Source organism: Phytohabitans sp. LZ39, assembly GCF_059359075.1.
Genome location: NZ_JCADBM010000013.1, coordinates 161388 through 173520, shown reverse-complemented (window position 1 = coordinate 173520; position 12133 = coordinate 161388). Strand labels below are relative to the sequence as shown.

Sequence of the window (12133 nt, the reverse complement as noted above, 5' to 3'; positions counted from 1 at the left end):
GCCGGATCCTGTTGACCCGACCGGCAATCAGGCTGTACACGGGCTGTGACCCGGCAGGCAGGCCAATCTCTCCGCCGAACGTGCGGGAGGCGAATTCTCGGTGTCCGTTCATCAGGCAAAAGTCGTCGTCGGTGACCCGTTCGGACGGTCGGGCATGGGCCGATTTCTCGGACCACGCCCGACGTATCCACAAACGCCTATCGGCGGGTCACCGTGTACGGCACGGCGGCCGACGTCGAGGCATCGAACGCGGCCGTGTAGTCCGGTGTGAACGTGACGAACTCGTCGACGTGCTTGCCCTCGGTGAGGCTGAAGCACTGCACGACGATCCACCATTCACCGGCGGCCGGAGCGGCGCCGACCGCGGTGGCGAATGACCGGTTGGGCTCGACGGTCACGGCACGGTGTCGTATCCGCCGCCACCCAGCGACGGCGCCAGTTTGACGTATTGGCCGCCCGGCTGGCCGATGCGCAGTGCGGCGTTCTCGCCGTACCCGGCCGGGCACGGCGCACTTGTCGCGCTGGCGAAGATGGGGTTGTCGGTGACGCTTCCCTCCACTTGCGACAGGACGACCTCGCCCAGCGACGCGGCCTGAGCCGGTGCGGCGATGCCGACCAGCACACTCGCCGCTACCGCGACCGCACCCGCCAGGGCACCGGCGCGTGCGAGCAGTCGCTTGGTCATTGCGTTTCCTCTCTTGGGAATGACTGGAGAGTGTGGACACTCTCGCGGAAGACGTCAGGCGGACACGGTCCAGGTGTCACCGGCAACGATGATCGGGGTGACGAACCGGTCCGGGTGCTGGCCCTGGGTCGCGCTGAAGCACTCGACGACGACCCACCACTCGCCTTCACCGGGCGCCACACCGCCCAGCGCCGTGGTGAACGAACGGTTCGGCTCGATCGTCACCGGCGCGGTGTCGTAGCCGCCGGCACCCAGCGCCGCCCGCAGGTTGGAGAACGGGCCCTCCGGCCGCCCGACCCGCAGCGCCACGTTGTCGCCGTACCCGGACGGGCACGCCGCCGACGTGGTGCCACTGGCGAACACCGGCGTGTCGGACACCAGGCCGGTCGACTGCGACAGCGTCACCGTGCCCAGGTGCACCACCGGCGCCGGCGGGAGCTCCCATGTGGACCCGGTGACCGTGATGGAGGTGACGAAGCGGTCGGGATGCTGGCCGAGCGTCGCGCTGAAGCACTCCACCACGACCCACCACTCGCCGCTACCCGGCGCCACACCGCCCAGTGCCGTGGCGAAGGAACGGTTCGGCTCGATCGTCACCGGCGCGGTGTCGTAGCCGCCGGCACCCAGCGCCGCCCGCAGGTTGGAGAACGGGCCCTCCGGCCGCCCGATCCGCAGCGCCACGTTGTCGCCGTACCCGGACGGGCACGCCGCCGACGTGGTGCCACTGGCGAACATCGGCGAGTCCGACACCGAGCCGCTCGACTGCGACAGGTTCACTGTGCCGAGCGGTGCGGCCTGCGCCGGTGAGGCCACGCCGACGAGTGCCGTGGCGGTGGCCGCGGCGGTCGCCAGCAGGGCCGCGACGCGCGCGATGAGAGGCTTGCTCATGGACACTTCCCCTCGAAGAGGTTGACTCCCGGGCCAGCCTTTTGGCCGACCCCGGGGTCAAGCGTTCACATGAGCCGTGACTCCGCATGCAGGTCGATGTCTACGCCGAACGTGCGAAAGGGAAACAATCGGTAGACGGCCATCAATCAGCCGAACCGCCCGTGCACGTAGTCGGCGGTACGCGGGTCCTGCGGGTGGTCGAACATGGCCGACGTGGCGCCGTGTTCGACGATGACGCCGGGCGTGCCGTGCGAGGCGAGGAAGAACGCGCACTGGTGCGATACCCGGGCCGCCTGCTGCATGTTGTGCGTGACGATGACGATGGTGACCTCGGACGCCAGCTCGGCGATCGTCTCCTCGATCCGGCGGGTGGAGGTCGGGTCGAGCGCCGAGCACGGCTCGTCCATGAGGAGCACGCGCGGGCGCACGGCGAGCGACCGGGCGATGCACAGGCGCTGCTGCTGGCCGCCGGAGAGCGCGCCACCGGGCGCGCGCAGGCGGTCGCGGACCTCCTTCCAGAGGCCGGCCTTGGTGAGCGTCTCCTCGACGAGGTCGTCGCGCTCACGCCGGGACACCTTGGTGCCGGTCAGCTTGAGGCCGGCCACCACGTTGTCGTAGATGGACATCGCCGGAAACGGGTTGGGCTTCTGGAACACCATGCCGACCTGGCGGCGGGCGTCGGTGATGCGGCGGTCGGCCGAGTAGAGGTCGCGCCCGTCGAGCAGTACCTCGCCCGCCAGGGACGCGCTGGGCACGAGCTCGTGCATCCGGTTGAGGATGCGCAGGAACGTCGACTTGCCACAGCCCGAGGGCCCGATCAGCGCGGTGACCCGGCCGGCCGGCATGGTGAGCGACACGCGGTCGAGCACCTTGTGGTCGCCGAACCAGGCCGAGATCGACTTTGCGTCCAGGGTGGCCAGGCCGTCGCGGACCGGGCCGGTGGCCAGCGCCGTGGCGGTCAACGGCGCCGGCGCGGGAGCCTGCGGCGCCAGGTCGACCAGGGTGGGGTCTCGCAACTCGGTCACGGCACTGTCCTCACTGGAGTTTCCGGGTTCACAGCAGGTTCGGCAGCAGGCGCGCCGCCTGGTCGGCGATCGCGAAGCCGAAGGCGCCCAGCACGGGCGCGCCGACGATCCAGGTCTGCCAGCCGCCCCACCGCGCCCGCAGGTAGGTGACCGCGAGCGTGCCCAGCAGCAGCGCCTGGCCCCACAGCATCAACGGCGTCCACGCCGCCGGGTCGGTGGCCATCGCCGCCTCCGCGGGCGGCAGCGCCGCGGCACCGAACTTGCGCGGCGGCGCGGGCTGGGCCGGCGTGACGAGGTCGGCGTCCACCCGCAGGATGTCGCGCGGTATGAACGGGTCGCCGTCAGCCGTCGTCAGCGTCAGCCGCCCCTGCCCCGCGGCCAGCGGAGCCGGCGCCGGCTCGCCGGGATGGCGCAACCCGCGGACCACGTACGTGTGCTCGCCCTGCCCGGTGACCACCTTTATCTGGTCGCCGGGCAGCAGCAGGTCGAGGTCGCGGAACGGGCCGCCGTACGACGAGCGGCGTCCCATGAGGACACTCGTGCCGGCCTGCCCCGGCAGCACGCTGTCGCGGCGATGGCCCGGACCCTGGCGTAGGTTCTCGCCGCTGGTGCCCTCGACGACGACCGCGCGCAGCCCGATCGCCCTGATTTGCAGCACCGCCACCGGCGAGCCGGGCTCCACCACCGTCTCCTTGGCGACCTCACCGCTGTCGGTGAACTCCGCCCGGGTCTGGCCCACCGGTGCCGTGCCGCGCGCCAGCTCGGCCCGGAAGTCGGCGAACGCGGTCTGCTGGTTGCGCTGGTACTGCAACTGCGACACGAGGATCAGGTGTACGACGAAGCCGAGGGCGACCACGGCGAGGATGCTCAACGCGATGCCCGGCACCTGAAGGGCGAGCCGGATCGACGGCTGGGACGCCGGTGGCGGCGTCGCGGCCGGCTGGGGCACGGCCGCCGGTGTACTGGGCGGCGGCACGGGAGCCGCCGGCTCGCGAGGAGGGCTCGCGGCCGGCGACGGTTGGATCGTGACCGTCATTCGCGCTCGTCCGGCCAGTTCACCGGCTCGGGCTGCGGGCGGCGGCGCCGGGTCAGGACCATCGCGCCGGCACCGGCGCCGATGAGCAGCAGTCCGGAGGCGCCGATCGTGATGAGCGGGGTACCGGTGCTGGCCAGCGAGCCGCCACCACCACCGTCGCCATCCCCGTCACCGTCACCGTCACCGTCACCGTCGTCATCGTCCGGCGTGACGATCTCGTACTGGACCGCGGCCGAGGTCGACGCCGTGAACTTGTCGGCGCTTTCCGTGGCGGGTGTGAAGGCGGCCGTCAGCGTGTGCTGGCCCAGTGCGAGCGCACTCGTCTTGAACTCGACCGTGCCGTTGCTGATCGGGCTGGCCTCGAGCACCGTGGTGCCGTCGCGGAACTGGACCGTGCCGGTCGCGCCCGCCGGGGTGACCGTCGCCTTCATGGTGACTTCACTCGCCTCTTCCGCCGAGTTCTCCGGCGTGACCACGAGCGTGGTGGTCGTCGTGGCGGGACCGCTCGGCGCCTCCCCGATCTGGTACGCGTTCTCGATGTCGGTGCTCGTCCCCTGTTCCGCGGGTGTCGTGGGTTGGAAGGTGGCCTGGAAGTCGTACCTGCCGTCCGGCAGCCCACCCGCCGCGATGGTGTGCGTGGCGGACCCGCTGGCGACCGCGACGGCAGAAATCTCCGTCCACTGTGCACCGGAGACGCCGTTCGGCCGCCGCTCGAACCTGACCGACCCCGCCGCCGCGACGCCGGGCTCGTCGATCGTGACGGCCGCGGTCAGCGTGACGGCGGCGCCGGACGGAGCGGGACCGGTGGGAGCCACGGTCAGCACCGTGTCCGACGGCTGCGCCACCGTGCCGCGCTTGACGGTGACCGGCACGCCCGGCGACGACGACTCCTGGAACGCGTTGGCATCGGTGGGGCGGAACGTCGCGGTCAACGTGTGCTCGGCCACGGCGTTGGGGTCCGGGCCGGGGTTGCCCGGCAGGGTCACCTCCAGGGTCGCCGACCCGCTGGCCACCGGGCCCTCGCCCAGCTTGACGACCTCACTGCCGCCACTGCCGTCCGAGGTGGTTCGGAAGAACTCCACCTTGCCGGCGGCCGTGCCGGGCGTCACCGTGGCGGTCAGGGTCGCCGGGTCGCCCTCCGTGATGTCGCCCTGGGGCGACACGGCCAGCGTGGTGGTGGTCGGCTGGGCGTTGTTGCCCGCCTCGGTCGACCAGTTCGCGCCGGAAACGAAGATCGACGTGCGGAACTCGTCGGCGTGCCGGGTCGGCTCCACGAGCCGGAAGCACTCCACGACGATCCACCACTCACCGTCCGCGGGGGGTGTGCCGCCGAGCGCGGTGGTGAACGAACGGGTGGCACCGACCTCCACGGGAGCGGCGTCGAACCCGCCGCCACCGAGCGACGGCGCCAGGTTGGCGTACGGCCCGCCCGGCTTGCCGATGCGCAGCGCCGCGTTTTCCCCGAAGCCGGTCGGGCAGGGCGCCGAGGTGGTCGCGCTGGCGAACATCGGGTTGGCGCCGACCGTACCGCTGGACTGCGACAGCGTGATCGTGCCGAGCGACGCGGCCCGCGCCGGCGTGGCCGGTCCGATGAGCACGCCGGTCACCAGCACGCAGGCGGAGACCAGGGCACCCGCGGCGAGCGCGAGCCAGCGGCGATGCCGTTGCCTGCTCATTGCTTCACTCCTCCGTTCGACGGCGGTCCGGGACGCCAGCGTCCGGGCGACCGCGTGCGGCCGCCCGGACCCTTGGCTGAGCTACGGGTCAGGAGTTGAACCGGAGCTGGTCGTAGCCGCAGGCGGCGTCGAGCGGCGCCACCTGGGTGGTGCGCCGGCCGAAGCCGAACAGCTCGACGACGTTGAACGTGTTGCCACCGCTCGTGACGGTCGCGGAGCAGACGTCCGAGCCGGGACCGACGAACGTGTCGGCGATCTCGGCGTTGCCCAGGTCCGCGGTCGGCACCACGTTGTACACGTCGCGGCGCAGCGTGAAGTTGGTGTTGACCACGAGGGTGGTGCGGTTGAACGGCTGCTCCGCGGCGCTGAGGCCGGTCAGGTAGACCTCACCGCGGCGGTCGGCCACGGTGACGCCCGTCGCCGCCTGGATCGTCGCGGCCCGGCTCTGCGCGATGAACTGCCCGGCCGAGAACGGCACCACCTGGTTGAGGTTGCCGTTGAGGACCGTGCCGTCGTGCTCCTGCACGCGCGGGAGCACCGGCGTCACGGGGCTGCCGGTGGCGAGGCAGGGGTAGTCACCCAGGGCGATCTCCGCCTCGGTGAGCTGCATCCGCTGGGTCCAGAACTGCCAGGTGCCCGAGTCGGCCTGGATCATCCGCGGCTGCACCGGGATGCCGGTGATGTTGGTCGAGAAGCACCGGTAGACCCGCTGCATCTGGGCGAACGAGATGTTGCGCGGCAGGTCGCCGTTCACGTTGATGCCCAGCGTCATCGCGTCCACGCCGAACGGGATGTACGTCAGCGAACCGGTGTTCTGCGGGTTGGTGCCGCCGCCGTAGCTCGACGACCGCGCGAAGTCCACGCAGCCCACGACGTTTGCGCCCTGGTAGAAGCCGGCGCCACCGTGCGTGCCGCCCAGGTCCTCACCCTCCGAGGCGCGCAGCGACTGGCGGCCGGCGCCCGAGCCGTTGGGCCGGTTGAACGTGCAGTTCGTCGCCTTGGTCTTGATCGTGGAGGGCTGCGGGCGGGCGTCCCAGGAGGCGATGGTAGCGCCGCCCTCGACCGCGACACCCAGCCCGTTCAGGACGTCCTGTGTGGTGTCCGAGCCGGTGCCGGCCAGGGTCCGGTAGTTCGTGACCGGCGACGGGTCGGCGACGGCCGGGGTGGCCGCCATCGCGACGGCGACCGCGGCGCAGAAGCCGACCACCACCGCGTTGCCGATCGTCTTGACCTTCATGTGTGCTCCCTTTCTGCGGGGCAAAACACTCGAGCCCGCCTCCATGCCAGACGAGCCGGGGTTATCGTCGCTTCGCGTGTCCGACCGCCGAAACCGATGCCAGACAAACGTTTCGCCGGTGCTGTCTCTCGCCAACACGTAGGCCGGATGAACGAGTCTTGGCCAATAGTCATTTCGGGCCCGCCTTGCCTCTTCGCGCCGCGAGGCGCTGCATGACAGGGCCGGCGACGCCACCCACGAGGCCGACGATCAGCGCCACGACGAGCAGAAACCGGATCATCCCCAGTGGACTGCCGAGCGTCGTCTGCGCCACCGGCGCCGCGGGCGGCTGGGTGGCCGGCGTGGTCAGCGACGCCGACGGCGGCAGCCCGCTCGCAGGTACGCTCGCCGGCGCGGTCGGCTCCGGGCTGGTCGAGGTCTGGTCGCTCGGCGCCGGCGTCGTGGGTTGGACCCAGTTCTCCAGCTTGTCGGCCGCGATCATCGTCTGTTCGCGCATGGCCTGGGTCAGCGGCACGTACCCTTCGGGCAGCTGCCCGTCGGTCGGCCCGGGCGTCTGCCCCGCACCGGCGGCGTACCGCAGGAGCTTGGCGTAGTCCTTGCGCGCGTCCGCCGGGTCGCTGGTGTCGGCCACCGCGTACGTGATGGTGGTCAGCGGGTACGCGTCCGGGGTGGCCCACGCCTTGGCCGGATCGACGACGCGGACGCCGGGCACCTGGCCCTCCACCGCCGTCGCGACGGCCGCGGTCATGCCCTGGGCGTCCGGGCGGCGGCAGTCGGTGGTGGCGAACTTTCCGTCCGCGCCGCGCACCGCCTTGCAGAGCTGTGCCGTGAAAAGACCGTAGCGGGCGGCGGAGGCGGAGTCCGTTATGGACATCGCGAGCCGCGCACCCGGCTGCTGGCGCGGGATCGCGTCGAAACGCGGGTTGTTCGGGTCGAAGTTGGGGTTGGCCGAACCCGTCGTCATGGTGCTGCCGGCGGCCTTCACGTCCGCGCGCAGGGTTTGCAGCGCCGCCTCGGTCATGCTGCCCATGTAGGGGCGGTAGCCGAAGGTGCAGTTTTGCACGTGGTCGTAGTCCGGCGCCGGGCCGGTGAAACACCGCGTGTCAAGCTTCGGGTACGTGTCGAGCGTCGAGAACGACACGCCCTTGTACGCCGGGTTGACGACCATGCCCTTCTCGTCCGGGACACCGGACAGCCACGCCTTCGCCGCCGGGTCGGCTTCGATCCACCGCCACATGTCCCGCGCGGCGATGGAGCTGCCGACCGACACCATCAGGCCGTTGAGTGTCGCGGCCTTCCGGGCGGTCCAGTACGCGAACGTCGGGTTGAGGTCGACGAACTCGGGGTCGAACCTGATCGACTGGAAGTTGTTCGCCAGCTCGTTGGGCGGCGTCTGGCTGGCCACGTCGAGCGTGTACGAGAAGGTCAGCATCTTCGCGACCAGGCGCGGTGTGAGCTTGATGTCGGAGATGGCCAACCCGGCGAGCGCGTTGACGTCGGGCGGCAGGTCGCCCTCGACGAGATCCCGCAGGTTCGCGTCGACGTTCACGGCGATGACCGGTGCGCTGACCGCCACCGGCGCGTGCAGGACCGCGGGAGTGCTGGACTGCACCCCCTCGGCGGTGAACCCGACACCCGGCCCGCCGGTGCCGGGCGCCAGCACGCGCGGCCCGACCTCGAAGTCGCTGATGCCGGAGTAGCCGAAGACCGGCCCGTCACCGGCGCAGAGCACCGGCTGCCACGAGGTGATCGCCTCGGCGATGAGCTCGGTGCCCGCGGTGGCACGCTCGGCCTTGGTGAGCGAGCACGGGCTGGCGACCGGGTCGAACTCCAGCGGGACGACGATCCGGTTCTTCCACAGCGCCGGCACGAACGGGCTGCCGTGCACGGCGGTGGCCGGCTTGCCGTCGTACGGCTGCTGGTGGCCGCGGGGCACGATGACGATCGAGCACTTCGGTGCCGGCTGCTGCTTGTTCTCCAGGTCGGTGTATCCGGCGCCGCAGCCCAGGTGCGGCGCGAGCGCCGCGTTCTGCACCTCGAAGACGGCCCGGCCGTTGCCTGAGCCGTCGCTCAGCGCGTAGGGCACCTCGTTCGTGGTCGTCGTCGAGAAGTACTGGGCCAGCACCTCCACGTCCGTCGCGGTCCGCTCGGTGAACGGCGGGACCGGGCTCTTGATGACCGGGAACGGTTCGTTCGGACCGCCGTTGGGGGTGGCCCGACCGCCGATCGGCCGGAACGGCACGACCTGGGCTTCCTTGGGAAGCTGCTCGTCGGTGTCGTCGGCCGGGTAGCCGGCGACCAGGCTCTGGTACCGGGCGCGGCTGCTCGCCTCGAGGCTCGTGCTCGAGTTGACGCCGGTGCTGTTGGGGATGGCCGGCGGGGTGAACTCGACGCCGAACTGGCACGTCTCGCGAAGCTTGAGCCCCTTCGGATCGTCCGCCGCGTCAGGGTCGCCGTAGCACTGCATGATCTGGAAGTAGTCCGACGCGAGCAGGCGGTTGCGCGGCGTCGGCGTGGCGCCGGTCCACGTGATCACGATGGCCTGGTTGGCCAGGTCACGGGTCTGCGAGACGGTGATCTGCAAGCCTTTGAACTCGCCTTCGCCGACCGTCACCGTCACGGCCGACGAGCCGGCGGCGCCACCACCGCCGCCCACCTCCACCTGGCCGCGCGCCGGCTCCACCACGAAGAGCAGGCTGGCGGCGACGAGCGCGACCATGACGGCCGCCACCCTCCGGCGCATCAGGTCCGCTCCTGCCGGTCACGGCGGCCACGCAGCGAGGCGGCCAGAAATGGCGGGCCGAGCACGAGACCCACGAGGAGCACCCCGGCGATCAGCATCATCGTGTGCCGCATCCGCCAGCCGCCCTCACCGTCCAACGCCACCGGCACGGCCGCGACCTGCTCGCCGTCGCCGGCGCCCGCCCCGTCACCGGCGGGCAGGCCGGTGTCCGGATCGACCGCGCCGGCGCTCGCCGTGGGGTTGGCTCCGGGCGCGGTGGGAGCGGTCGTCGCACCGTTGTTGTTGGTGTTGTTGCCGCCGCCGCTGCCGGCGCACCGGGCCGACGCGACGACGGGCGTCGCCACGTTTCGCGCTCCCGCGGTGCCCTCCGGGTTCTGCCGCGGGCCCTTGCGGTCGCAGTCGGACGGTTGCTTCGCGTTCTGTACCAGCGTGTTGGCGCCGCTGCGGGAGAACGTCGGGTTGTTGCAGTTGGCGATGACGATGCTCGACTTCGGTGCGCCGGGAATCCGCTTCACCTGCTGCATCCCCGCGTCGACAAGGTTGATCGGCAGCGGCGAGTAGCCGAGCACCTCCGCCTGCTGCTGGCCCTCGCAGAGGAAGTAGTTCGCGAACGAGCTCAGCGTGTAGCCCCGGTCCTGGTCGACGCCGAGTCCTTCGGTGACCGGGATCAGCATGTACGAGTACGACGACAGCGGGTAGGTCCGCTTGTCGGTCGAGGTGTAGACGCCGTCGAGGATCTGGGTCAGGTAGTTCGCGGTGCCCCTGTTGGTGTTGATCCGCGCCTTGGTCAGGGCGACGGCCACATTGGACGCGGTCGGCTCGATGTAGTAGCCGGCCGCGTTCAGCAGCTTCACCACCGGAAAGCGCGCGTTGAGGGCGTACGAGTACTCGACGTACGTGATCGAGCCCTCGGCGTTGTCCTGCGCCACGTACCCGGCGACACCGGTCGAGCCGCTCTGCCCGATGAAGCCGTCGCTGGCCCGGAACGGGTAGTTCGACGTGAGGCCGCAGGGCGCCGGCTTGTTGAACTTCCGGCAGTACGCGTTCCAGATCGACGAGTGCTGCTTGCTCATCCAGAGGGTGAACTGCGCGCTCGTGCCGGAGCCGTCCTGCCGCACCACCGGCCGGATGGCGCGGGCCGGCAGGTTGAGGCCGGGGTTGTCGGCCTTGATGGCGGGATCGTTCCACCGCTTGATCTGGCCGGTGAAGATGCGCGACACCACCTCGCCGGAGAGCCGCAGGTTGGTGACCCGGCGGCCGCCGATCTTGAGGTTGTACATGAACGCGGTGCCGCCCGCGACGATCGGCATGTACGCGTACTGGCGGCTGGGTGGTGCGTCCACGCCGCCGAACGCGTCCTTCAGGCCGTACGGGATCTCCGATACTCCGAAGTGGACGGTGCCGCTGCGGAACTGCGCCCGGCCGTCACTGGAACCCGTGGATGCGTAGTTGATGTATATGCCGCGCTGCTGGACGTTGCGCCGCCAGTTGTCGATGGCGTTGGCGCTCCACGTCGAGCCCGCGCCGTTGATCGGCACGAACTTGGGCGCGGCCGCCGCGGGCGGTGCCGCCCCGAGCACGATGGCGACCGTCGCGACAGCGGCCATCAGTGTTCTCTTCATGACCCAGCCTTGTCGGTGTGGAGGAGGTCGGGCCGCCGGGCGTTGTCCCGAGCGGCGAAGCGCACCGCGTCACGCCGGGACCCGCGGGCACGGCGGCGGCGTTGGCCGCGGCTGAGCTGCCCGGGCGCCCGGCCGCCAATCAGGCGGGCGAACACGAAGAGGAGCAACACCAGGACCATCAGCACCGCCGCCGCGCCGAACGCGCGGGCGATGAGGCCGGGCTCGCCGGTCCGCACCATCTGGAACGTGTACAGCGGCAGCGAGGTCTGTGCCCCGCTGGCCGGGTTGGCGTTCAACGTCTGGGCGAAGCCGGCGGTGAGCAGCACCGGTGACGTCTCGCCGATGCCCCGCGCGGTGCCCAGGATCACCGCGGTCGTGATGCCGGACCGGGCGGTGGGCAGCACGACGTGCCAGATGGTCCGCCACTGCGACGCGCCGAGGGCGAGCGCCGCCTCGCGGAGAGTACCCGGCACGAGCCGGATCACCACGTCCGCGGCGCGGATGATGATGGGCAGCATCATGACGCTCAGCGCCAGCCCGGCGGCCATCCCCGACTTGTCCACGCCGAGGCCGAGAATCACCATCGCGAAGATGAACAGACCGGCCACAATGGACGGCAGGGCGGTCATCGCCTCGACGATGATCCGGACGAACCGGCTGAACGGGCCGGGCACCTCGCTGAGAAACACCGCGCCGACGATGCCGAGCGGGATCGTGATGGCCAGTGCGATGCCGATCTGCTCCAGCGTGCCGACGATGGCGTGTTTGACGCCGCCCACGCTCAGCGGCTGGAGTGGCCCGGCCAGGCCCATGTCCTCGTAGTAGAAGTTGAGGTGCACCAGGGCCTGGCGGCCGCGCCAGAACGTGTACCCGACGACCAGGACGAGGCCGATCAGCATGACGAACGCCAGGCTGTGGATGAGCGCCGCCGCCAGCCGGTCGCGCACGGTGGGCCCGGACTCGTCGAGCGAGACAAGCAGCGTGTAGATGCCGAGGAACAGCAGGTACGACACCACGACAAAGCCGAGGATCGCGTCGAACGGCGCCAGCTGGGTGAAGATCACGGAGGAAAGCGCGATCGCGGAGGCGGCCGCCCCGATGACGGCGAACACGCCGCTGCGCCGGGTGTTGCTGATCGTCCGGCGCACCTCGGGCACCGCCGGCTCGTCCCGCCGGGGCAGGTGGGTCTCGGCCACGCGCACGTCGGTCACGGTCATGTCC

Annotated in this window: 10 protein-coding genes; all 10 read right to left on the bottom strand. The window is 71.0% G+C overall.

The window, feature by feature from the left end; translation table 11 throughout:
- Positions 1-197: 197 nt before the first annotated feature.
- Positions 198-398, bottom strand: coding sequence for a hypothetical protein (locus AC5L36_RS24845; RefSeq protein WP_441220408.1), 201 nt, complete (start codon positions 396-398; stop codon positions 198-200).
- Positions 395-685, bottom strand: a complete 291-nt coding sequence (locus AC5L36_RS24840; RefSeq protein WP_441220406.1) for a hypothetical protein — start codon at positions 683-685, stop codon at positions 395-397. The genes AC5L36_RS24845 and AC5L36_RS24840 overlap by 4 nt, the downstream gene beginning before the upstream one ends.
- 54 nt (positions 686-739) lie before the next feature.
- On the bottom strand, positions 740-1573 hold the full coding sequence (locus tag AC5L36_RS24835; RefSeq protein ID WP_441220404.1) for a hypothetical protein: 834 nt from the start codon (positions 1571-1573) through the stop codon (positions 740-742).
- A 146-nt stretch (positions 1574-1719) separates the two neighbouring features.
- Positions 1720-2598 carry a phosphate ABC transporter ATP-binding protein gene (locus AC5L36_RS24830; RefSeq protein WP_441220402.1) on the bottom strand — a complete coding sequence of 293 codons (879 nt, stop codon included), beginning with the start codon at positions 2596-2598 and terminating at the stop codon, positions 1720-1722.
- Between the two features lie 28 nt (positions 2599-2626).
- Positions 2627-3634, bottom strand: a complete 1008-nt coding sequence (locus AC5L36_RS24825; RefSeq protein ID WP_441220400.1) for a sortase domain-containing protein — start codon at positions 3632-3634, stop codon at positions 2627-2629.
- Positions 3631-5310 (bottom strand): Ig-like domain-containing protein, encoded by a 1680-nt coding sequence (locus tag AC5L36_RS24820; RefSeq protein ID WP_441220398.1) that lies wholly within the window; start codon positions 5308-5310, stop codon positions 3631-3633. The genes AC5L36_RS24825 and AC5L36_RS24820 overlap by 4 nt, the downstream gene beginning before the upstream one ends.
- 88 nt (positions 5311-5398) lie before the next feature.
- Positions 5399-6547 (bottom strand): hypothetical protein, encoded by a 1149-nt coding sequence (locus AC5L36_RS24815; protein WP_441220396.1) that lies wholly within the window; start codon positions 6545-6547, stop codon positions 5399-5401.
- Positions 6548-6716: 169 nt separating this feature from the next.
- The gene (locus AC5L36_RS24810) at positions 6717-9290 is read right to left on the bottom strand and encodes a hypothetical protein (protein ID WP_441220394.1); all 2574 of its coding nucleotides are present in this window, start codon (positions 9288-9290) and stop codon (positions 6717-6719) included.
- Positions 9290-10912, bottom strand: coding sequence for a phosphate ABC transporter substrate-binding protein PstS (locus AC5L36_RS24805; protein WP_441220392.1), 1623 nt, complete (start codon positions 10910-10912; stop codon positions 9290-9292). The genes AC5L36_RS24810 and AC5L36_RS24805 overlap by 1 nt, the downstream gene beginning before the upstream one ends.
- Positions 10909-12129 (bottom strand): phosphate ABC transporter permease PstA, encoded by a 1221-nt coding sequence (gene pstA / locus AC5L36_RS24800; RefSeq protein ID WP_441220390.1) that lies wholly within the window; start codon positions 12127-12129, stop codon positions 10909-10911. The genes AC5L36_RS24805 and pstA overlap by 4 nt, the downstream gene beginning before the upstream one ends.
- Positions 12130-12133: the final 4 nt, after the last annotated feature.

What these genes read in the sequence shown, in the direction of transcription:
- AC5L36_RS24840 (WP_441220406.1), bottom strand. Translation starts at nt 685, where the DNA reads ATGACCAAGCGACTGCTCGCACGCGCCGGTGCCCTGGCGGGTGCGGTC.
- AC5L36_RS24835 (WP_441220404.1), bottom strand. Translation starts at nt 1,573, where the DNA reads ATGAGCAAGCCTCTCATCGCGCGCGTCGCGGCCCTGCTGGCGACCGCC.
- AC5L36_RS24825 (WP_441220400.1), bottom strand. Translation starts at nt 3,634, where the DNA reads ATGACGGTCACGATCCAACCGTCGCCGGCCGCGAGCCCTCCTCGCGAG.
- AC5L36_RS24820 (WP_441220398.1), bottom strand. Translation starts at nt 5,310, where the DNA reads ATGAGCAGGCAACGGCATCGCCGCTGGCTCGCGCTCGCCGCGGGTGCC.
- AC5L36_RS24815 (WP_441220396.1), bottom strand. Translation starts at nt 6,547, where the DNA reads ATGAAGGTCAAGACGATCGGCAACGCGGTGGTGGTCGGCTTCTGCGCC.
- AC5L36_RS24810 (WP_441220394.1), bottom strand. Translation starts at nt 9,290, where the DNA reads ATGCGCCGGAGGGTGGCGGCCGTCATGGTCGCGCTCGTCGCCGCCAGC.
- AC5L36_RS24805 (WP_441220392.1), bottom strand. Translation starts at nt 10,912, where the DNA reads ATGAAGAGAACACTGATGGCCGCTGTCGCGACGGTCGCCATCGTGCTC.
- pstA (WP_441220390.1), bottom strand. Translation starts at nt 12,129, where the DNA reads ATGACCGTGACCGACGTGCGCGTGGCCGAGACCCACCTGCCCCGGCGG.